Below are 20365 nucleotides of genomic sequence, written 5' to 3'. Positions count from 1 at the left end.
CCTCTTACAGTAGCTTCCTCAGGAACGGCTCGACGCTGATCGCGTGCAGGTCGAGGGCCAGCTGTGCCGGAGTCATCCCCTGCGCGAGCCCGAGAAGCTCGTTGTAGTGGAGCACGGGCAGCCCGTACTTGATCCCGAACTTCTCCTCGATCTCGATCTGGCCGCGGTCCAGCTCCAGCTGGCAGAACGGACAGACCTCGGTTACCGCGTCGGCTCCCGCTTCGGTGATGTTGATCAGCTTCTCGTTCGTGATGTCCAGCGCGTGAGGCAGATCGTATCCGCGCACGCCGCCACCGGCGCCGCAGCACATCATCTTCTTGCGGTACTGGACCGAGTCCGCCCCCAGCGCCTCCACGAGCTCCTCGATCCACATGGGATTCTCCGTGTCGCCGAGGTGGCGCTCCTTCTTGGGCTTGATCAGGTGGCAGCCGTAGTGAACGGCGATCTTCGTGCCGGTCAGGGGCCGCTTCACGCTCTCCGCGACCTTCTCCACGCCCACGATCTTCGGATCGTAGTAGAGCTCGATCAGGTGGTAGACGTCCGAGGAACCCTTGAACTCCATGTCGATCTCTTTCAGGACCTCGTTGACATTGTCCCGGAGCTCCTTGTCGTGCTTCAGCTTCTCGTTCACCTCGTAGATCGACTTGTAGCATCCGTTGCAGAGCAGGGCGATATCCTTGCCCATCTGCTCGGCGAGGACGATGTTCCGGGCCGCCATCGCGTACCAGACGGCGAGGTCGATCGAACCGAACGCACCCGGAGCGGGACAGCAGCTGGCACCCTTCAGGGGCAGCAGTTCGATCCCGAGGTTCCGGCTGCACTCGATCGCAGCGTACTCGCATCCCGGGTAGCGGTTCGGGGCGATGCAGCCCAGGAAGAATGCGTACTCGTGCTTTGCCTTGCTCATTTCTTCTCAGCCTCCGCGACAATCTTGTCGGCCTGTTCTTTGATCTTGTAGTGATCCAGGATCTTCTGGATTCCCTTGATGTACTCGGGGTACATGTGGGTGGTCGGCGGATCCGCCGTCAGGCCCAGCCTCTTGCGGGCGGCCCGGTTCGCGTCGTTGTTGGGAACCCCGTGCCCGGAGGAGTAGATCGCCTGGACCGTCTTCAGGAAATTCACCGGCACGATGCCCCGCTGGTAGGCGAGGTTGCGGCATGCCATGATCACGTCGGTGGGGGCGATATCCCGCGGGCAGCGGTCCGTGCAGCTGTAGCAGGTGGTGCAGAGCCAGAGATCGGGATCGGTGAGCTGCTCCTCCTCCAGACCCAGGACCGCCCGCCGCACGAAGTAGCGGATGCGGTAGCTGCTCCGGGGCGCCGAGGGGCAGGAACCGGTGCATGTACCGCACTGGTAGCACATGTGGGGAATCGTCTTGCTGATCTCCTCCACCTTCTCCAGGAAGTCCGGATGGCTCTCGCTGGTCCTGAAGTAGCGGTCCTTCAGCTTCTCTTCGAGTTTCGTGTCTTTGTATCCTTTCGACTTCTTTGCCATGGTCATCCCTCACGTCGACTCCAGCACCTTGATCTGGGTGGTGCCGGCGGTCTCCTCCTTCACCTTCGAGGTTCGTGGCGTGCAGAGTTTCTCTTTTATTCGCTTGAAGAGGTCGGTCTCCGGGCCCTTCATGCGGAGACCGGTCCGTTTCAGGACGATGATGTCTTCACCGGGGCAGGCGTAGACACAGGCCCCGCAGAGGATGCAGAGATCCTTGTTGATGGCGATCTTCTCCTCCTGCTGTCCGCGCATCTCGCTCGCCGGCGGCGGGGAGGGCAGGTAGATCGCGTTGCAGGGGCACACCTCGACGCAGGTGGAGCAGCCGGACGGGCAGAGCTCCGGGTTGATCTCGATGTCGCCCTCGAAGAGCTTCTCCATCGTGATCGCCTCCGTCGGGCAGTTGGTGGAGCACCAGGTGCACGTGCAGCAGAGATCCTTGTCGATGTTCACCTCTCCCTCGAGCTTCTTGTCCTCGACCTCGCGGGTGACCGTGATCGCCTCCTCGGGGCAGGCGTCCACGCAGACCTTGCAGGCGTCGCACGTGGTCTCATCGAAGAGCACATCGCCCTCGACCTTGCCGGTCTCGGCCGTGAACGGCTTGCGCTTCACGGTGATGCTCGGGCAGAGCGTGCCGCAGATGCCGCAGACGTTGCACTTCTCCATGTCGACCTCGAAGGTTGTCTTGGCCTTGAGCGCCTCGTAGCGGGGCTTCCCTGCCGTGTACTTCTTCAGGTTGGCAAGAGTCGTCTCGTCGAGCTCGATTGCGCGGGCATCCTCGTAGGCCTTGAGAGCCTCCTCGTACCGCCCGAGCCTGGCAAGGGCGGTTCCCTTGTTGTAGAGCGCGAGGGGGTTCCTGGGGTCGATCTCCAGCGCCTGGTCGTAGGCACGGATCGCGTCCTGGTAGCGTCCGACGCGTGAGAGGGCGGTTGCAGTCTTGTACACCTCGACGGCATTCTGGGTGTCGATCTCACCCCTGTCGTAGGCAGCGACCTTCTCCTTCATCTCCCCTTCGAACTCGGGGACCTCGCGGATGATCGCGTCGCGGGGGCAGACATCCTCGCAGATGGTGCACTTGATGCACTTCTCCTGGTCGATGTCCGCCACAATGTCCCACTGGGGGAATCCCTCCTTCTCCAGGATCGGCAGCCTCTCCACACCGTCGACCGTCAGGGTCAGTGCGTTGAACGGGCACATGATCTGGCATACACCGCAGTAGGAGCACTTCTCCGGGTCGATCTCGATGGGGGTTGCATAGGTGATGCCCTTCTCCCGCTTCGTGGCTCCGACCATGCTGACCGTGATCGCCTCCTCCGGACACGACTCCGCACAGACCCCGCAGCCGGTGCAGGTGTCTGTATTCAGGATCAGATTGCTCACGTTCTGCAGGAGCCTCTGCTCGCAGATCACATTGGGACCTACTCTCTTCTTAGAGAATTTCGGATACAGTGTCATGAATTATCCTCGCTAAATTGTCATCTCTCATGCCATCGAAGTCGCGGTTTCCAACCGTCCTACCAGTCGAATAACATCGTAGGGACATGCCTCGATGCAGACGCCGCAGCCAGCGCAGAGTTCTGCCTTGAAGTCCAGGACGATGGATTTCCCGTCCTTCACGCGGTAGATCTTCTCTGTCGTGGCCGGGGCTGACGTATGCAGCTCCAGGGCGCCGACGGGGCACGCAACTACACAGTTGTTGCAACCGGTACATCGTTCGATGTTGATATGTGTTGCAAACGCCATGCTTTCACGCACCAGTGTTCATCGATTTGAGATCGATAGAAAAGCTTTGAGAAAGAAGATAAATAAACCTTATGAATCGGGAAAAACGGTCCATTTGTATTAACATTTCTCCTCGATTAAGCAAGATTCATGTACCTTCCCATTCTCAATGGTTGCCATGCTCTGCGGGTTAATAGGATTACCTTAATCCTGACAGTATATATAGTTAACACTTATACCTACATTAATATATTTCAACGGATAATGAATCTTTCGACGGCGATGCATCCCCGAAACTGCGTAAAACGTGCCGTTACGTACGCCGCCGTCCGGGACAGATGGGAAAGGTTATTGTATTTCGCTGATGACACTTGTCTATAACGAGGTAGAAAATGCAGATCAATGCGGTACCCATCGACGACACCTATGCGGAAGCGTTTCCGATCTGGGTTTCGAGAGTGATCATTACGGCAGCGAGCAGGAAGTGGGCGGAAAAGACCGCACTGGAGGCCACAGGGTTTGCAACCTCCTGCATCGGCTGCGCGGCTGAGGCGGGCATCGATTACTACGTTCCGCCGGAGGAGTCCCCCGACGGGCGGCCGGGGTATGCGATCCTCATCTGCAATCCCAGCAAGAAGAAATTGAAAGAGCAGCTGATCGAGAGGATCGGCGAGTGCGTCCTGACGGCACCGACGACGTCCGCCTTCGACGGTCTGCGGGATGCGCCGGAGAAGCTCCCCGTGAAACTGCACTTCTTCGGCGATGGCTTCGAGTACCAGAAGAAGGTCGGGGACCGGAGCGTCTGGGCGATACCCATCATGCAGGGAGAGTTCATCGCCGAGGAGGAGTACGGCGTCGTCCAGGGCGTGGCCGGCGGCAACTTCTTTGTCATGGGAGAGAACCAGATGGCCGCCCTGGCGGGCGCGGAGGCTGCCGTCGACGCCATCGAAGCGGTGCGCGGCGTGATCACCTCGTTCCCCGGCGGGATCGTGGGGAGCGGCTCCAAGGTCGGGAGCAACAAGTACAAGTTCATGAATGCCAGCACGAACGAGCTCTACGCCCCGACGCTGAAGTCCAGGGTACCGAACAGCAAGGTGCCGGAGGGCGTGAACAGCATCTACGAGATCGTCATCGACGGCGTCAGCGCGGATGCGGTGGCAGCGGCGATGCGCGAGGGGATCCGGGCGGCGACGACGGTGCCGGGCGTGAAGTGGATCAGCGCCGGCAACTACGGAGGCAAACTCGGACCCCACCAGTTCCACCTCCACAAACTCTTCTAATTCTTTTCGCGCTTCTGCCGCAGTCTCCGGGAGCGGCACTTTACCGATGTTGTCCCTAGCGCTTCCGGCTGGGGACCGATTCGGTATGCCTCCCGACCGAGGGCAATTTCATCCGCACCGAAGGGGCGGGAACGGATTCCGGTTGCGCTGTTCTCTGGGCCCTGCAGTTCCGGTGATTGCGTTAGCAGCGGGGAATGCCGTCGTCTCTCGGTTCCGGCCGCCTCCCTCCTCCAGATCCACGGGCCCGTCGCAGTCGGAAAGACCCTCTCCCGGGGGGTGATCGTTTCCTGCTCTGCCCGACTCTCACCGGATCCGTTTCTGTGGCATGCAATGAGGCTCGGATACATCTAACCCATGCCCTGCCAAGCACGATAGCCTCATGCCTGCGATGCTGCGAGACGAGAGTCATCTCGATCCGTTCCCGGGCTCTCTTTCGAGATCGATCTCGTGCCCCCCCAACCAGTCCCATCGTTACCTTTGGGGGAGGGGGATCTCTTTCCCGATAGCCTGCGCCCCTGCATGCGATACCCATGCGGGGATGCTGTGGTCACCAAGGCCCGGGTACAACGCTCATCCTGCTCTCTCCAATCCAGGCCTATCGCACCCCGGGGAAGAGGGCTTGAAGGGGGAGGGGGGGTGCCCCCCCCTATCCCCCCCCGCCAGTGCGATAGCCCCTGTAAAGGAGAGGGGCATGGGAAGAAGAGCCGCAATGCAAGACAACCTGCTCCTTTGCCGGCCTATCCTACCGGGCGGAAAGGTGACGGGACGACAGGGAGACAGGCGCCCAAGGCCTCTGCCCCGGCAATCGAATTTTATAAATATTTCGCTGCCGATACTGTTGTTAACGATAATTTCGGTGATAAATCCGTGATCACGCTCACGCCGGAGAGGGTTCGGGAGAGGTTCGGGCGGCTCTTCGCACGCAGGTACCTCGTGATGGTCGACGAACGGAGGGGGCTCGCGGAGATCCTGGAGAACTGCCACGCCCACGGCACCATCGAGTGGGATGCCGCCAACCGCATGCGGGCCGGGGGAGCGGTGCTGAAGTGCTCGACCGCGGGGGCTTCGATGACGGTGCTCGCACGGCTCGGGCACCATCCCGTCCGCTTCGGGGCCGCAGACCGGGAGCTCGGCGGCCAGGCGCTCGAGGGCGTCGAGGTGAACGGCGACGAGGTGGTCACCTCCTGGGCCGGCATGGCCGGCGCCGGCGTCGGGATCGCCGCCTGCCTCCCGCAGGCGCCGGGGGTGCTGCGGGTCGAGTACCCCTCCGAAGACGACCTGCTGGTCGGCGGGGCGCGGGTGAACCGCGCCCGCATCGTCTCCCCCCGCTACGAGAAGATCACGCTCGGGATCGACGACACCGACACGAAGACGGAGGGGGCGACCTGGGTGCTGGCGCTCAGGGCAGCGGAAGCCTGTGCACGGGAGGGGGTGGAGCTCCTGAACATGCGGCTCATCCAGCTGAACCCGAAGGCGCCGAAGAAGACCACGAACTGCGTGGCGTCCGCCCTCAATTTCGCCGTCCGCCCCGGGGCGGTGGATGCCCTGCTCTCGGATATCTGCGCCTACATCGAGAAGCACACGCACAGCGCGGACACGGGGATCGCCCTCTACCGCGGGATCGGGCTGCCCACCGCAACGGATCTCGACCGGCGGGTCAAGACCGAGATCCTGACGCTTGCCGAGGCGGAGGCGGAGGCGAAACGCCTGGATGTCGGGTTCCTGGACGGAAATGGAAGGAAAGGGAGAATAGGGGCACTGGGTGCGGTGCTCTGGGCAAACAGGGGGGCCGAGGCGGCAGCACTTTATGGAGAACATCTCTGATCCCTACACCATCCAGTACCGGAAGATCGTCGTTCTCTCCGATCCCGAGGGGGAGTCCGTGGAACTGATCGAGTTCTTCGACTGCATCGGGGGTGCGATGTGGGCGCAGCACCACTACCGCAAGAGCCCTCTCGTCCGGTCGGCATGGTCCGCGGGATCGCAGACCCGCTACCGTCTCCGCCCCGGCAGCGCTGCGCTGGATCTCCAGGGATCGCGGTTCCCGGCGGGCATCGCCGCCGTGGGGGTGGACGGGGATACGATCTCCATCCGCTACATCGGCATGGGCGGCGGGGGCGTGGGGGCGAGCATCTGCCGGGCCCAGGCACCGGGCGTCCTCCGCAGCATCTGCGATCCCTCCGGAGGGGGGCGGCAGGCGGGCTCGACCATCTGGCTGCCGCGGCGGGAGCGGGTGCTGATCGGCGTTGACGATACCGATACGCCGGAGGAGGGCGCCACCTGGACGCTCGTGCACAACATCGCAAACGCGGTGGAGGACGACGCCTCGCACTACCTCTCGCACACGATCGTCCAGCTCTATCCGGTCCAGTTCCGCACGAAGAACTGCGTCAGCACCGTCGTGGAGTTCGCGTCCACGGATCCGGCGGGGCTGACGCGGCGGTTCCGCGAACTCCTCGAGAGGTACACGCTCTCCGACCGCACCGGCATGGCAGTCTACCGCGGGTTCGACCCCTCCCCCCTGATGGAGTTCGCGCGAGCGGCGAAGAGAGGCGAGGTCGATCCCCGGTCCCTTCCCGATCCCGAGGACGGGCACCTGGAGATCGTCATGGACGGCAGGGGGATCGTCGGTGCCGTCGCCGCGATCCCCTTCTACGGCAACTACACGGAGGCGCTGGAACTGTGGAGTGGCTAGCCGTGAAAGCGCTCCTCCTGGAGGAGGGGGGCGCCAGCGTGCAGGGGGCCGGGATCGAGGGCTACATCGGCCGCTCGACCGCCGGGCCCTCTGCCCGGGGCAGGGGCTCCGTCTTCTTCACGAACGGGAAGCAGCGGGTGCGGCTCGCCATCCAGCCCGAAAGCCCGCTCCGCCTCCTGCACAGGGGGGGCGGCGAGGCCGTCCTCCGGAAGGGCGACCGGGAGATCCGGGGGAGGCTGGAGGAGGTGGCGCTCCACTGCCCCCGCCAGGCCTATATCACCGTCTCCGAGCGGTGCATCTTCCGCTGCCGCTACTGCCAGGTCCCGCTGCAGCCGGGCAGGGTGAAGACGGCGGAGGAGGTCCGATCGCTCGTCGAGAGCGTGGCGGACCGCATCGACGCGATCTCCCTGACGAGCGGCGTCGCGGATTCGGTCGCGGGGGAGGAGCGGCGCGTGCTCGATGCCGTGCGGGAGGTGCGGCGGTTCGATCTGCCGATCGGCGTCTCCATCTACCCGACTCTCGAGACGCCGGTGAGACTCCGGGACGCCGGCGCGGACGAGGTGAAGTTCAACGTGGAGGCGGCGACCCCGCCCCTCTTCGCCCGCATGTGCCCGGGGCTCGACTGGGGGGAGATGTGGGCGGTGCTCGAGCGCTCGGTCGAGGTCTTCGGGGAGGGGCGCGTCTTCTCCAATGTCATCGTCGGGCTCGGGGAGAGCGATGCGGAGATGGAGGGCTGCATCGACGCCCTCGTGGAACGGGGCGTGATCCCGGTCCTGCGGCCCCTGACCCCGGCCGCGGAACTCGCCGGCTGCCGCCGCCCCTCCGCCGCACGCCTCCTCTCCCTCTGCGCCTACCATGAGGCAGCGCTGCGGAAGGCGGGGCTGGATCCCCGATCCGCCCGCACCCTGTGCACCGCCTGCACCGGCTGCGATCTCACGCCGGGGAGGGACACATGAACGGAACCCGCGCGGTGGCGGCGGCGATCCGCCGTTCGGCGGACACGTGCTACACGGTCCCCGGCTATCCGGTGACCGCCCTCGCCTCCCGGCTCTCGGCCGAGGGGACGATCAACGAGAAGGTGGCGCTGGAGTATGCTCTCGGCGACTCCCTCTCGGGGAAGCGCTCGGCGGTGCTGGTGAAGAACGTGGGGCTCAACGCCTGCGCCGATCCCCTGGTGAACGCCACGACGCAGGGGCTGCGTGCCGGCGTCGTGATCGTCGCCGGGGACGACGTGGACGTGCTGGGATCCCAGAACGCGGAGGACTCCCGCTACTACGGCGAACTCGCCCAGGTGCCGGTGCTCGAACCGGACGCCGGATCCTGCCACCAGGCGGTGGAGGAGGCGTTCCGGGCTTCGGAGCGCTTCTCGCGCATCGCCATCCTGCGCCTCACCCCGGCCCTCCTGGAGTCGGACGTGCCCGGAGGCTCCGCCGAACGGGCGAGCGGCACCGGCGCTCTCGCGGATCCGAACCTGACCATGGCGGGGAGGGTGGCGGAGGCGGATCGGGTCGCCCGCGAGATGTTCGCATGGTCGCGGACATCCCCCCTGAACCGCTTCCCCGGTCCCCCGGTGGGCGTGGGAGCCGCTCCGGGGCAATCCCGCGTCGTGACGGTCTACCCGCCGCCCGCGATCCCGCGGGATCTGGAGGATGTGCGGGAGTACGGCCGCCCCTTCGTGCAGGAGCACCGCGACATCCGACCCCCGCCGGGCGGAAGGGCGGCGGAGACCTTCGAGACGCGGGGGTTCTACCGCACCTTCTGCCCCTCCTGCCCGTTCAAATCCGTCATGGAAGTGCTGCAGGAGAAGGAAATCTCCGCGATCTGCGACATGGGCTGTTCGGTCTTTGCCATGAACCCCCCCTACCGGGTGGGCATCGCCACCTACGGGCTCGGATCCTCGGTGGCGGTGGCGGCCCGGAGCACCCGCGTCGCCCTCACGGGCGACTTCGCCCTGCTCCACTCCGGGATCAACGCCCTCATCGACGTGGCGGAAAAAGAGCTTCCGCTGCTATGCATCGTGCTTGCGAACAGACGGATGGGCATGGTGGGGGGCGAGCCCTGCACCGATGTGATGAAGTACATCGGCTGGACAGCCCCCGAGACCGTCCCTGCCGGAGACAAAGAGAGGATCCGCGAACTGCTCCGCGCGCCGGAGTCGCTCTCGGTGGTGGTGATAACAGGGGAATGCCCGTCAGGTGAGACCCATGCAACCCTGGAATGTTGAGATCTGTGATGTGACCCTTCGGGACGGCGAGCAGACGCCGGGCGTCTCGTTCCGCCGCGAGGAGAAGATGGATATCGCGAACCTGCTGGACCAGATCGGGGTGGAGGTGATCGAGGCCGGTTTCCCCTCGGTCTCGAAGTACGAGACCCAGTGCGTGAAGGCGATCGCGGCGATGGGGCTCTCCGCCCGCACCTGCTGCCTGGCCCGGGCGCGGCGGGGGGACGTGGACGCGGCGATCGACTGCGACGTGGACATGGTCAGCGTCTTCATCCCGAGTTCGGAGCTCCACGTGCGGCACAAGTTCCGCAAGCCGCGGGATCAGGTGCTCGAAGAGGCGCTCGCCATCGTGGAGTACACCCGCGATCACGGGATCGCTGTGCGGTTTGCCGCCGAGGACGCTTCCCGGACGGACATTCCGTTCCTGAGGGAGATGTACCGCAGGGGGGCGGAGCACGGAGCGGAGTACCTCTCGTTTGCCGATACCGTGGGATGCCTCACCCCGCTCCAGATCCACCGCGTCTTCGCGGAGCTGTCGGCGAGCGTGGACGGTCTCCTCTGCGCCCACTGCCACAACGACATGGGTCTTGCCACGGCCAACACGCTCGCCGCCGCCGAGGGCGGCGCCTACCAGCTGCACACCACGGTGAACGGCATCGGGGAGCGGGCGGGGAACGCCGCCCTCGAGGAGGTGCTGGTCGCGCTCCGCATGGTGGGCGGGATCGACCGCTACGACCTCTCCCACCTGAAGAATATCTCGACCATGGTGGAGCAGTATTCCGGCATTCCGGTCGCGAAGAACAAGGCCGTCGTCGGGGAGTTCGCGTTCACGCACGAGAGCGGGATCCACATCGCCGCCATCCTCGAGGATCCGCTCACCTACGAGTCGATCCCCCCGGAGCTGGTGGGGGCGGAGCGGCGGTTCGTGCTGGGCAAGCACACCGGCAAGAAAGCGCTCGAGCACGTGATCCAGAAACTGGGGTACAACCTCTCCGAGGACGAGATCTGCTGGATCCTGGAGCAGGTGAAGCTGCGCTCGGAGCACAAGTGCAGCGTATCGCCGGAGATGCTGCAGAAGCTGATCCGGGACGCGGAAGGGAAGTGCCAGCCATGAGCACGCTCTCCGAACGGATCCTGGGCGCTTCGGCCGGGGAGTTCGTGGACCGGAAGGTGGACCGCGCCTACGCCCACGACGGAACCGGTGTCCTCGCGCTGGAGGCCTGGCGGCAGATGGGCGCCGCGCTGGAGGCAGACCCCGCCCGCCTCCACATCGTCTTCGACCATATCGCGCCGGCGAACACCTCCACCACCGCGAGCCTGCAGGCCGAACTGCGGGAGTTCGCCGCCGCGTCCGGCATCCACTTCGCCGAGATCGGGAGCGGGATCTGCCACCAGGTGATGAGCGAGGGCTATGCCTACCCCGGCGAGATCGTGGTGGGGGCGGACTCCCACACCTGCACGCTGGGGGCGTTCGGGGCCTTCGCCACCGGCGTGGGGGCGACCGACATGGCCGCGATCTGGGCGTCGGGGTGCACCTGGTTCCGGGTCCCGGAGACGATCGCGGTCCACCTCACCGGAACGCTCCGGGGGGCTGCCGAGGCGAAGGACCTGGCTCTCGCCTACGTCGCCGAGCTGGGGATGGACGGGGCCACCTACCGTGCGCTCGAGTTCGTCGGGGGCGGCGCCGCCGGGATCTCCATGGACGGGCGGCTGACCGTCTGCAACATGGCCGTGGAGTGCGGCGCCAAGACGGGTCTCTTTTACGCGGATGCCGTGACGCGCCGCCACCTCCACCTCTTCGGGCACGACGCCGAACCGCAGGAGAGGGAGGACGCCGACTATGCGCAGGAGATCGATCTCGAGCTCGACGCCATCCCCCCGCTCATCGCGGTCCCCCACCGGGTGGACACCGTAAAGGAGGTGGAAGCGCTCGCCGGCACGTCCATCGATCAGGTCTTCGTGGGCACCTGCACGAACGGACGCTACGAGGACCTGCGTCGGTTCGCCCGCATGGTGCGGGGGAAGAGAGTGGCGGTGCGGACCGTCGTCGTACCGGCCTCCCGCCGGGTGCTGGAGCGGCTGATCCGCGAGGGGCTGCTCCTGCACATCGTGCAGGCCGGCTGCGCGATCGGCCCGCCCGGCTGCGGGCCGTGCCTGGGCGCCCACATGGGCGTGATCGGGGAGGGGGAGGTCTGCCTCTCCACCGCCAACCGCAACTTCCGGAACCGGATGGGGGTGGGGGGCGAGATCTACCTGGGCTCGGTGGCGACCGCGGCCGCGAGCGCGCTCGCCGGCGAGATCGCGACGGCGGAGGCGGACGATGCACGGTGAGGGGAAGGCGGTCTGCGTCGGGAACGACGTGGACACCGACCAGATCATCGCCGGACGCTACCTGCGCACGAAGGACCGGCGGGTCTGGGCCGAACACGTCTTCGAGGACCTCGACCCGACCTTGAAAGACCGCCTCCGCGGAGCCGTGCTCGTCGCGGGGACCAACATGGGCTGCGGTTCGTCCCGGGAGCAGGCGGCAATCGCCCTCAGGGAGGCGGGGGTCGTGGCGGTGGTCGCCCAGAGTTTCGCCCGCATCTTCTTCCGGAACGCGATCAACGTCGGGCTTCCCGTGCTCGAGTGCAGGATGTCCTGCCGTGAGGGCATGACGGTGCGGTTCGACGTGGGAGAGGGGTGGGTGGAGGTGGACGGCACCCGATGGACGGTCCGCCCCCTCTCCCCGCACATGGTCGGCATCCTGCGGGCCGGCGGGCTCGTCCCCTACCGGAGGGCGCACGCGTGATCTTCCCGGAGGAGTGCAAGGTCGTCGGGTCGGGGCTGGACAAGGAGCGAACGGGCATGGTCTACTTCCTCACCCGCTACCTGATCCGGGAGGGGGACGGGGGACTGCAGGTCGTGGAGGTGACGACCGACCCGAACGCGACGGGGCTGATGCGGCGGGTGACGGGCGAGCGGGTGCTCGCCGGCGGCAGGGACGTCTGCATCCATCCGGAGAAGGTCCAGCTCCACGATCGGGCGGGGCTGGTGCGGCTCGCCCGCGGGAGCGGGTGCCGCTGCACGGTGTTCACGGGCCTCGACGAGCACGTGACCTTCGTGCTCGACCCGGATCCGTCACTCTTCCTGACGGTGCATGTCTACGACCTGGAGCCCCCCCGCCCGTCTCTGTCGGCCTGCATCCGCGAGCTGGAGGCGGCAGGGCTCTTCGGAGAACTCTCCGTCGCCTTCGAGCATCACGTGCGGGACATCCGCGGGATGGCAGCGGACGTGTACCCCTGCCGGGCGGGGGGCCTCTCCCCCACGCTGGACGCGGATCCGATGCGGGGCGGGGAGCGGATTGCCGGCTGCCGCACAGGCTCCCAGCTCTACGCCGAGCGATACGGAGACGACTTCACGCTCGTCGAGATCTGCCCCCTGCAGGCGGTGGAGCGCGAACCCTTCATCGCCCGCTGCTGCCGCAAGGAGCGGGAGGGCGTGGGGGTCTTCAGCGGGCGGATGGGCGCGGTGGTGCACTGGGGAGCCTCTCCCCGCCGGATCTGCGAGTCTGTCGTCCGGCTGGTCGAGCAGTGGCGTGCAGCGAACGGAACCGGTTCGGCGAGGTGCTCGGGATGCCCGTGATCGCCGTCGTCGAGGGGGACGGGATCGGGAGAGAGGTGGTCCCGGTGGCGCAGGAGCTGCTCGGGCTCCTCCGTCCGGACTTCGAGTTCGTCCCCGTCGAGGTTGGATACGGGCTCTGGAAACGTACGGGATCTGCGATCGCGGAGGATGCCATCGACCAGCTCCGGGCCGTCGATGCGGTGCTCTTCGGCGCGGTCACCACACCGGCCGACCCGGACTACCGCAGCGTCGTGGTGCGGATTAGAAAGGAGCTCGATCTCTACGCCAATATCCGCCCCGTGGCGGGGAAGGGGTTCGATGTCGTCATCGTGCGGGAGAACACCGAGGGGCTCTACGCCGGCATCGAACGGATCGAGCCCGACCGAGCCTGCACGGTGCGGCTGATCACCCGCCGGGGCAGCGAGCGGATCGCCCGGGCCGCCTGCCGCCTCGCGGGAGGTCGCCGGCACCTCACGGTGGGGCACAAGGCGAACGTGCTCAAGTCCGACCTGCTCTTCCGCGACGTCTGCCGTGCGGAGGCGGAGGCAGCGGGCATCCCCTGCCGCGAGCGGTTCATCGACGCCCTCTGCCTGGATCTCCTCCTCCACCCCGGCGATTACGACGTGATCGTCACCGAGAACATGTTCGGGGACATATTGAGCGATGTCGCCGCGTTCCTTGTCGGGGGCCTCGGGATGCTCCCCTCCGCCAACATCGGCGACCGCCACGCCCTGTTCGAACCGGTCCACGGCAGCGCCCCGGATATTGCGGGGAAGGATGTCGCCAACCCGGTGGCGGCCATACGGAGCGGAGCCATGCTCCTCCGCCACCTGGGGGACGAGGATTCGGCCCTGCGGCTGGAGGGAGCCGTGGAGAGCGTGTTCGGACGGGGCATCAGGACCCGCGATCTGGGCGGCACGGCGGGCACCCGGGAGTTCGGCAGGGCGGTCTACCGTGAGCTGGAGAGACACTCCGACGAGATGACCGATGCAAGGGACGATTTCCCGGTTCTCTAGACAGGCTCTTCGGCGTATCTTTCTGCGCCTGTTCCGCGGATGTCCCGTGCGGTTCCCTCCCCGCCCCGAGGGGAGAGGTCACGTGGCGCAGGGCCCTGCGGGCGATGCAGTCCGATGGCGGGGGAGCTATTCCGGATCCGGGCTATCGCACGAGAGGAAGGGAGAGGGCTCGCTCATCCCTGAACATGCCAGAACGCCGTCACCATCTTCCCTGTGAGGATTTCCAGGGTGAACGAGTGATGGCCGACCTCGCGGAATGCTGTCCCGGAAGGATTGCATCCACGTCACGGGTCACGATGCCGCGTCGTATCATCGTCCCATCCCTCATCGCCTGTTGAATTGCCATCGGGAGAGAGTGCTGCAGCCCTCCCGCCTTCATCGCGATAGGACAATCCTGAAACCGTCGAAGGGGGATACTCTTCGGGTTCATGGCGCCCCGTACACGATATCTCCCGGTGATCCGGGCCGGGACAGATCCCATGCCCCCCTCCCTTCAAGACTATCGTACCACGGGGACGATGGAGACCATGCATCCCTCCGCCAGAAGCACGACAGGAGTATCCTGCCCAGCGGCGCCAGTCCCCGTAGAACCCCTGCCAGACCCCATCGATCCGCGCTGCAGGGCGGAGCAGCGCCAGGAACGCGGCGGCCCCCGGCAGTGTCGCGAGACACGGGGCGAGGAGATCCGCGGTCCATAGAAGGATGGCGGACACCAGGGAGAACAGGATCCCGGTGGACGTATGCAGGGAGCACCACGAGACATCCGGATAGGCGACGATCGTGCTCTTCTTGCCGCCCACCATGTCCGTGAAGAAATCCATCGCAAAATAGGCCGAAAATGCCGATGCGCACACGAATCCCTGGATGAGCCCGAGCACCGCCGCCGGCAGGAGGACCCGGCCGGTCGCGACATACGCGATCCCGACGACGATCGCAGCGTTGATCGGGAGCCCGATCAGCGGTTCCGGGAACGGGCGGGAAGTTGTAGAAGATGATCGCCTGGAACCCCGTCGCCCCGACGAGTATGCCGTACGGGCGGACGGCGGCGATCGGAACGACCAGAAGAGTGCAGACGGCCAGAATGACAGCGGAGAGCACCCTGAGTTCGCGGACGGTGGCGAGCCCGGATACCAGCACTTTCCGCCGTCCGGTGCCCGCGATGTTGGCTCTGACGGCGACCGGGCAATCCGCGATGTCGTCGAGCGGATGCGCGACATACTGCAGGAGCACTACCAGCGCGACGCCGATTCCGGCGAGAGGCCAGTGTATCCCGGAAAATCCCACGGCGTGGAGCGAGGCTGCCAGCGCCAGGATCGAGGCCGAACCGCTCCAGGCCCCGAGGGGCAGGAGCCGGGCGAGATCGGAGAGAACCTGTAGTTTCATGGTCTGCCGGTCCATCCTTTCCCGGATCGCGCCCGGGCGCCCATCGGTGCGAACGGGGAGTGCCGGGCACCCCGGCCCGTCGCCCCGCCCCCGCCTGCCGCCCTTCGACCCGGTGGCCGCCGGCAGATCCCCGGGGTACGATGAATACCTTTCTCCGAAGCGGACGGCAGCGCGGGAACCGCTCGACAAGGTTTACATAGCGTCAGGTGTACAATAGCGGAGAAGAGAGGGGGCGCCGGTCATGGTGAAAGTGGGGGTGCACGTATCGATCGCCGGTTCGATCGACAGGGCCGTGTCCCGGGCGGAAGAGGCCGGGTGCGACACGTTCCAGATCTTCTCCCGGAATCCGAGGGGGTGGGGCTCGAAGGACCTCGACCCCGTGCAGGTGCGGCTCTTCCGGGAGCGTCTTGCGGAGTCGGGCATCTACCCGCCTGTGGATCACATGCCCTACCTCCCCAACCTGGCCTCCGCGGACGACGACATCCACGCCAAGTCCATGGCCCTCCTGGCATCGGAACTGAAGCGCTGCGATCAGCTGGGAATCCCCTACCTCGTCACCCACCTCGGGCACAACCGGGATGCTGTCCGGGAGAGCGGGAGGAGGCAGGTGATCCGGGCGATCAACGCCGTGCTCGACGACGTGGACGCCGACGTGATGCTCCTCCTCGAGAACACCGCCGGGGAGGCGAACAGCGTCGGGAGCACGTTCGAGGATATTCGCGCGATCCTGGACGGAATCCGGGACCTCGACCGCATCGGCTTCTGCTTCGACACGTGCCACGCCTTCGCGGCCGGCTACGAGCTCCGCACGGAAGAGGGCGTCCGGGAGACGCTGCGCCGCCTCGACGGGGCGATAGGGCTCTGCCGCCTTGAGGTGGTGCACGTGAACGATGCCCGCGGGGACCTCGGGAGCGGGCTCGACCGCCACGAGCACATCGGCATGGGCGCGATCGGGGAGGAGGGGTTCCGCCGCATCCTCCGCCACCCTGCCATTCGGGACCTCCCCCTCATCTGCGAGACGCCCGTGGACAGCCGGCGGAACGACGTCGAGAACATCCTGAAGGTGCGGGAGCTGGCCGGGGAGAAGCTGGGAGCACCGCCGCTCTAGGATCCCCCGTCGGCGAGCTTCCGGAGGAGGGCCCGCGCGAACCGGGCGGCCGCACGGGCAGGCACGGAGTCGCGGCTATATAGTTGGAGCCGCCAAGTACTGGGATGGTGTTGGGAACACGGGATGGCATGACAGTCCGCCTGGGGGAGGAGGGGCTCTCCCTCTACGCGCAGGGCGGATACGGGAGGCCGGACAGGGGCGGTCTGCGGCTGGAGGCGGAAGAGGCCCTCTACCTGGTCCACCGGGGGCGGATCGAGGTGCCGGGCAGCACGTTCGAGAGCCTTCTTGCCGCTTTCTCGAAGGAGAAGGGCTTCGTGCGGCGGTACCTTGTCTACCGGGACATCCGCGAGCGGGGCTACGTGGTCCAGGCGGGTCCGCACGACTTCCGGGTCTTCCGCCGGGGGCAGAGGCCCGGCAGCGGACGCTCGCAGTACCTGGTGCGGGTCCTCTCGGAGCGGGACCTGGTGAACTTCGAGGCGATGAGCGCGGAGGCGACCGCATCCCTGCACATGCGGAAGCAGCACGTGCTCGCCGTCGTGGACGACGAGAACGAGCTCACCTACTACGAGCTGAAACTGCAGAAGCTCACCCCGACCGCGGAGCCCCCCGCCCTCCCGCCGGCATCCGCTCCCCTCTTCTCGACCTTCGCCATCGTGGAGACGCAAGCCGGATCGCCTCTCGAAGAGGTTTTCTTCGGGAAACGGCTCGATCCGGACCGGCTGATCCTCTCGCCGGTCGAGATCCTGTACCTCCTTGCGAAAGGGGCGCTGACGCTGCACGCGGACGGGGCGTCGATCCCGGCGGAGGAGTACCTCCGTATCGCGGGGGCGACCGACGTCGAGCTCCCGGAGAAGGCGCGGGTGTATGCGGACCTCCGGGAGCGGGGATACGTCCCGCGGACCGGTTACAAGTTCGGGCACCACTTCCGGGTGTACATCGGGAAGAAGCCCCACTCCGATCTCCTGGTGCACGCCATACCCGCGGGGACGGCGCTGCCCATGAGCACCATATCCCGCTCCGTGCGTCTGGCGCACAGCGTTAAAAAGAAGATGCTATTTGCCTACGTGCACAATACTATAGAATACCTGGAATTTGCCCGAATAAAACTGTGAGTTGCGGATATGCAGAAAGAGTTTACCCCCTGGTCCGGTGCTGACAGCCTGGACTACCAGCAGATCGTCTCCGAGTTCGGTATCGAACCCATCGAGCCCCTGGCAGAAGACCTCCCCGAGGTGCCCTACTTCGTCCGCCGGGGGATCGTCATCGGTCACCGCGATTACGGGAGCATCGTGAACGCGATCCGGAACCGTCAGAGGTTCTACGTGATGACCGGGTTCATGCCCTCCGGCCACCCCCACCTCGGGCACCTGATGGTGATGCGGGAGGTGGTCTGGCACGTGCAGCAGGGCGCGGAAGGCTACATCGCGATCGCGGACCGGGAGGCCCACGCGGTGCGGGGAACCTCCTGGGAGGCCTGCGACGCCTTCGGCCGCGAGTACCTGCAGTGCCTCTATGCCCTGGGCTTCCGGGGGAAGACCTACTTCCAGAGCCGCAACGACCGCCTCAAGGACCTGGCGTTCGAGTCCGCCACCAAGGTGAACTTCTCCGACCTCGCCGCCATCTACGGGTTCGGCCAGGACACCTCGCTCGCCCACGCGATGAGCGTGATTACGCAGGTCGCCGACATCCTCTTTCCGCAGATCGACGGCGGCCCGGCCCCGACGGTGGTGCCGGTGGGGCTCGACCAGGACCCCCACCTCCGCCTCACCCGCGACGTGGCGCACAAGCTCCGCATGTTCACCGTGGAGGACCGCAGGGAGTACATCAGCGCCCGCTCCAAGAACGCTCCCGGGGAGGCCCTCTTCGAGATCGAGAAGACGTTCCCCCGCTCCCGCCGCTACGAGGGGCATGTCGACATCTACGGGGAGTCGTTCGGGCGGGTGCAGGAGGCGGTGCGGAGAATCGAACTGAGGTACGGCGGGTTCGGGTTCTACACCCCCTCCTCCACCTACCACACCTTCATGCCCGGCCTCCTGGGGGGGAAGATGTCCAGCTCCGTTCCGGAGAGTCTCTTCACGTTCCAGGAGGCCGATGCGGAGGTGCGGAAGAAGATCATGGGGGCGCTCACCGGCGGGAGGGCGACCGTCGAGGAGCAGCGGCAGCTGGGGGGCGAGCCCGAACGCTGCCCCGTCTTCCAGCTCTACCGCTTCCACATGATCCCCGAGGACCGGGAACTTGAGGAGATCTGCCGCGCCTGCCGGGCCGGGGAGCGGCTCTGCGGCATCTGCAAGAAGGAGGCGTACGAGCGGGTGAAGGCGTTCCTCGCCGATCTCCGCGAGAGGATGGCTGAAGTGGAGCACCTGGTGGAGGAGGCGGCATGACCGACGAACTCACGCCGAACGAAAGAAGGCTGCTCGCGACCCTCGCACCCCTCCGGGAGGCGGATGCGGATGTGCTCGCGGAGATGATGGGGGCCACGCCGGAGGCGGTGGTGCAGTACGGTCAGCTCGCCGGGACGCGGGGGCTCGTCCGCGTCGAGCGGGAGGCAGAGACCCGCTACGTGCTGACGGAGGAGGGGAAGCAGTACCGCGAGAAGGGGCTGCCCGAGCGGCAGCTGCTGGAGTCGTTCCCGGAGAGCATCGACATCCGCGAGCTCCAGAGGCACCCCCTGGCACGGATCGGCATCGGGTGGCTTCGGAAGAAGGGCTGGGCGGTGATCCGGGACGGGCGGGTGGAGAAGTGCGGGCAGGCGCCGCCCGGCGAGGACGAGCTGGCCCTCCAGAACCCGGGGCGCGGGGGCAGCGGGATCGGGGAACTCCTGAAGCGGGGGCTGCTCCAGGAGCAGGTGGCGGTACGCCACCGTCTCTCCATCACGCCGGAGGGGGAGGCGCTGGTCGCACGGGGCATCGAGGCGCGGGAGGAGGTCGGGACTCTGACCCGCGAGGAGATCGTCTCCGGCTCCTGGACGGGAAAGAGGCTCCGGCGCTACAACGTGACCACGCTCCCGAAGCGGATCTACCCGGGCAAGATCCATCCCTACCAGCACCTCCTGACCGAGATGCGCTCCATCCTGCTGGGGATGGGCTTCACCGAGATCCAGGGCGGGCTCGTCCAGTCCGCGTTCTGGAACTTCGACGCCCTCTTCCAGCCGCAGGATCACCCCGCCCGCGAGATGCAGGACACCTTCTACATCGACTGCCGCATGCCGCTCCCGCCCGGGTACGAGCGGGTGCGCGACATGCATGAATTCGGCGGCGGCACCTCCTCGACGGGCTGGGGCGGCACCTGGAGCGAGGAGAAGGCGGAGCAGTGCCTGCTCCGCACCCATACCACGTCGCTCACCATCCGCTACCTGCGGGACCATCCGCATCCGCCGGCGAAGGTCTTCGCCATCGGGCGGGTCTACCGCCGGGAGGCGATCGATCCCACCCACCTGCCCGAGTTCGAGCAGCTCGAGGGAATCGTCATGGACGAAGGCGTGAACTTCACCCATCTCCTCGGCTACCTGCGGGAGTTCTACGGGCGGATGGGCTTTGAGAAGGTGCGCTTCCGCCCCGGCTACTTCCCCTACACAGAACCGAGCGTCGAACCTGAGGTCTACGTGGACGGGCTGGGCTGGGTGGAGCTCGGCGGCGCCGGGGTCTTCCGTGAGGAGGTGACCGCCCCCTTCGGCATCGAGCATCCCGTGCTCGCCTGGGGTCTCGGTGTGAGCCGGCTTGCGATGCTGCGCCTGGGCCTGAAAGACCTGCGGATCCTCTACCGCAGCGACATCGAGTGGATACGCGAGACCCCGATCCTGCCCTCCGGTTCGCCCGGCGCCCATCCGTAGGGAGCCTTCCGTCCCCG

At 66.3% G+C, this 20365-nt stretch carries 20 protein-coding genes; 15 read left to right on the top strand and 5 right to left on the bottom strand.

What is annotated here, in order from left to right:
• Positions 1 to 4: 4 nt before the first annotated feature.
• Genes hdrB through QMC96_03865 form a run of 4 tightly spaced genes read right to left on the bottom strand, consistent with a single transcriptional unit; the run spans position 5 to position 3234 of the window.
• The gene (gene hdrB / locus QMC96_03880) at positions 5 to 907 is read right to left on the bottom strand and encodes a CoB--CoM heterodisulfide reductase subunit B (protein MDI6875896.1); all 903 of its coding nucleotides are present in this window, start codon (positions 905 to 907) and stop codon (positions 5 to 7) included.
• Positions 904 to 1494, bottom strand: coding sequence for a CoB--CoM heterodisulfide reductase subunit C (hdrC, locus tag QMC96_03875; GenBank protein ID MDI6875895.1), 591 nt, complete (start codon positions 1492 to 1494; stop codon positions 904 to 906). Before hdrC ends, hdrB begins: the two co-directional genes overlap by 4 nt.
• A 9-nt stretch (positions 1495 to 1503) precedes the next feature.
• Entirely contained in the window at positions 1504 to 2946 is a 1443-nt protein-coding gene (locus tag QMC96_03870) for a 4Fe-4S binding protein (protein ID MDI6875894.1), read from the bottom strand.
• Between the two features lie 27 nt (positions 2947 to 2973).
• Complete coding sequence (locus QMC96_03865) at positions 2974 to 3234, bottom strand: 4Fe-4S binding protein (GenBank protein ID MDI6875893.1); 261 nt, start codon at positions 3232 to 3234, stop codon at positions 2974 to 2976.
• A gap of 371 nt (positions 3235 to 3605) precedes the next feature.
• Here QMC96_03865 and fhcD point away from each other — a divergent pair, with 371 nt between their 5' ends.
• The 10 genes from fhcD (at position 3606) to QMC96_03815 (ending at position 14028) form a co-directional block, all read left to right on the top strand.
• Positions 3606 to 4493 (top strand): formylmethanofuran--tetrahydromethanopterin N-formyltransferase, encoded by an 888-nt coding sequence (gene fhcD, locus QMC96_03860; protein ID MDI6875892.1) that lies wholly within the window; start codon positions 3606 to 3608, stop codon positions 4491 to 4493.
• An 867-nt stretch (positions 4494 to 5360) separates the two neighbouring features.
• On the top strand, positions 5361 to 6317 hold the full coding sequence (locus QMC96_03855) for a tRNA(Ile2) 2-agmatinylcytidine synthetase (GenBank protein MDI6875891.1): 957 nt from the start codon (positions 5361 to 5363) through the stop codon (positions 6315 to 6317).
• Entirely contained in the window at positions 6301 to 7188 is an 888-nt protein-coding gene (locus tag QMC96_03850; GenBank protein ID MDI6875890.1) for a DUF1743 domain-containing protein, read from the top strand. The genes QMC96_03855 and QMC96_03850 overlap by 17 nt, the downstream gene beginning before the upstream one ends.
• A complete protein-coding gene (locus QMC96_03845) occupies positions 7176 to 8144 on the top strand; it encodes a radical SAM protein (protein ID MDI6875889.1) in 969 nt (322 codons plus the stop codon). The genes QMC96_03850 and QMC96_03845 overlap by 13 nt, the downstream gene beginning before the upstream one ends.
• Positions 8141 to 9412 carry a thiamine pyrophosphate-dependent enzyme gene (locus QMC96_03840; GenBank protein ID MDI6875888.1) on the top strand — a complete coding sequence of 424 codons (1272 nt, stop codon included), beginning with the start codon at positions 8141 to 8143 and terminating at the stop codon, positions 9410 to 9412. Before QMC96_03845 ends, QMC96_03840 begins: the two co-directional genes overlap by 4 nt.
• Positions 9393 to 10523: a homocitrate synthase family protein gene (locus QMC96_03835; GenBank protein MDI6875887.1), complete on the top strand. Its 1131-nt coding sequence runs from the start codon at positions 9393 to 9395 to the stop codon at positions 10521 to 10523. The genes QMC96_03840 and QMC96_03835 overlap by 20 nt, the downstream gene beginning before the upstream one ends.
• On the top strand, positions 10520 to 11740 hold the full coding sequence (locus QMC96_03830) for a 3-isopropylmalate dehydratase/homoaconitate hydratase family large subunit (protein MDI6875886.1): 1221 nt from the start codon (positions 10520 to 10522) through the stop codon (positions 11738 to 11740). The genes QMC96_03835 and QMC96_03830 overlap by 4 nt, the downstream gene beginning before the upstream one ends.
• Positions 11730 to 12200 (top strand): 3-isopropylmalate dehydratase, encoded by a 471-nt coding sequence (locus tag QMC96_03825; GenBank protein MDI6875885.1) that lies wholly within the window; start codon positions 11730 to 11732, stop codon positions 12198 to 12200. The genes QMC96_03830 and QMC96_03825 overlap by 11 nt, the downstream gene beginning before the upstream one ends.
• Positions 12197 to 13033, top strand: a complete 837-nt coding sequence (locus QMC96_03820; GenBank protein MDI6875884.1) for a hypothetical protein — start codon at positions 12197 to 12199, stop codon at positions 13031 to 13033. Before QMC96_03825 ends, QMC96_03820 begins: the two co-directional genes overlap by 4 nt.
• A complete protein-coding gene (locus QMC96_03815) occupies positions 13024 to 14028 on the top strand; it encodes an isocitrate/isopropylmalate dehydrogenase family protein (protein MDI6875883.1) in 1005 nt (334 codons plus the stop codon). Before QMC96_03820 ends, QMC96_03815 begins: the two co-directional genes overlap by 10 nt.
• A 284-nt stretch (positions 14029 to 14312) precedes the next feature.
• On the opposite strand, the gene QMC96_03810 is transcribed toward QMC96_03815, so the two are convergent.
• Positions 14313 to 14849 (bottom strand): hypothetical protein, encoded by a 537-nt coding sequence (locus QMC96_03810; protein MDI6875882.1) that lies wholly within the window; start codon positions 14847 to 14849, stop codon positions 14313 to 14315.
• Positions 14850 to 14892: 43 nt separating this feature from the next.
• On the opposite strand from QMC96_03810, the gene QMC96_03805 reads away from it, so the two are divergent.
• The 5 genes from QMC96_03805 (at position 14893) to QMC96_03785 (ending at position 20348) form a co-directional block, all read left to right on the top strand.
• The gene (locus tag QMC96_03805) at positions 14893 to 15405 is read left to right on the top strand and encodes a hypothetical protein (GenBank protein ID MDI6875881.1); all 513 of its coding nucleotides are present in this window, start codon (positions 14893 to 14895) and stop codon (positions 15403 to 15405) included.
• A gap of 247 nt (positions 15406 to 15652) precedes the next feature.
• On the top strand, positions 15653 to 16519 hold the full coding sequence (locus QMC96_03800; GenBank protein MDI6875880.1) for a deoxyribonuclease IV: 867 nt from the start codon (positions 15653 to 15655) through the stop codon (positions 16517 to 16519).
• A gap of 128 nt (positions 16520 to 16647) precedes the next feature.
• A complete protein-coding gene (endA, locus tag QMC96_03795; protein MDI6875879.1) occupies positions 16648 to 17631 on the top strand; it encodes a tRNA-intron lyase in 984 nt (327 codons plus the stop codon).
• 9 nt (positions 17632 to 17640) lie between these two features.
• Positions 17641 to 18900 (top strand): tryptophan--tRNA ligase, encoded by a 1260-nt coding sequence (locus QMC96_03790; protein ID MDI6875878.1) that lies wholly within the window; start codon positions 17641 to 17643, stop codon positions 18898 to 18900.
• A complete protein-coding gene (locus tag QMC96_03785; protein MDI6875877.1) occupies positions 18897 to 20348 on the top strand; it encodes a phenylalanine--tRNA ligase subunit alpha in 1452 nt (483 codons plus the stop codon). Before QMC96_03790 ends, QMC96_03785 begins: the two co-directional genes overlap by 4 nt.
• Positions 20349 to 20365: the final 17 nt, after the last annotated feature.

Source organism: Methanomicrobiales archaeon (assembly GCA_030019205.1).
GTDB lineage: Archaea > Halobacteriota > Methanomicrobia > Methanomicrobiales > JACTUA01 > JASEFH01.
The sequence above is the reverse complement of the archived record's forward strand: the minus strand, read 5'-3'. Positions and strand labels throughout refer to the sequence as shown.

Coding starts and splice junctions, on each gene's coding strand:
- hdrB (MDI6875896.1), bottom strand. CDS start 907: ATGAGCAAGGCAAAGCACGAGTACGCATTCTTCCTGGGCTGCATCGCC.
- hdrC (MDI6875895.1), bottom strand. CDS start 1,494: ATGGCAAAGAAGTCGAAAGGATACAAAGACACGAAACTCGAAGAGAAG.
- QMC96_03870 (MDI6875894.1), bottom strand. CDS start 2,946: ATGACACTGTATCCGAAATTCTCTAAGAAGAGAGTAGGTCCCAATGTG.
- QMC96_03865 (MDI6875893.1), bottom strand. CDS start 3,234: ATGGCGTTTGCAACACATATCAACATCGAACGATGTACCGGTTGCAAC.
- fhcD (MDI6875892.1), top strand. CDS start 3,606: ATGCAGATCAATGCGGTACCCATCGACGACACCTATGCGGAAGCGTTT.
- QMC96_03850 (MDI6875890.1), top strand. CDS start 6,301: ATGGAGAACATCTCTGATCCCTACACCATCCAGTACCGGAAGATCGTC.
- QMC96_03840 (MDI6875888.1), top strand. CDS start 8,141: ATGAACGGAACCCGCGCGGTGGCGGCGGCGATCCGCCGTTCGGCGGAC.
- QMC96_03835 (MDI6875887.1), top strand. CDS start 9,393: ATGCAACCCTGGAATGTTGAGATCTGTGATGTGACCCTTCGGGACGGC.
- QMC96_03830 (MDI6875886.1), top strand. CDS start 10,520: ATGAGCACGCTCTCCGAACGGATCCTGGGCGCTTCGGCCGGGGAGTTC.
- QMC96_03825 (MDI6875885.1), top strand. CDS start 11,730: ATGCACGGTGAGGGGAAGGCGGTCTGCGTCGGGAACGACGTGGACACC.
- QMC96_03815 (MDI6875883.1), top strand. CDS start 13,024: ATGCCCGTGATCGCCGTCGTCGAGGGGGACGGGATCGGGAGAGAGGTG.
- QMC96_03810 (MDI6875882.1), bottom strand. CDS start 14,849: ATGGATTTCTTCACGGACATGGTGGGCGGCAAGAAGAGCACGATCGTC.
- QMC96_03805 (MDI6875881.1), top strand. CDS start 14,893: ATGAGCCCGAGCACCGCCGCCGGCAGGAGGACCCGGCCGGTCGCGACA.
- QMC96_03800 (MDI6875880.1), top strand. CDS start 15,653: ATGGTGAAAGTGGGGGTGCACGTATCGATCGCCGGTTCGATCGACAGG.
- endA (MDI6875879.1), top strand. CDS start 16,648: ATGACAGTCCGCCTGGGGGAGGAGGGGCTCTCCCTCTACGCGCAGGGC.
- QMC96_03790 (MDI6875878.1), top strand. CDS start 17,641: ATGCAGAAAGAGTTTACCCCCTGGTCCGGTGCTGACAGCCTGGACTAC.
- QMC96_03785 (MDI6875877.1), top strand. CDS start 18,897: ATGACCGACGAACTCACGCCGAACGAAAGAAGGCTGCTCGCGACCCTC.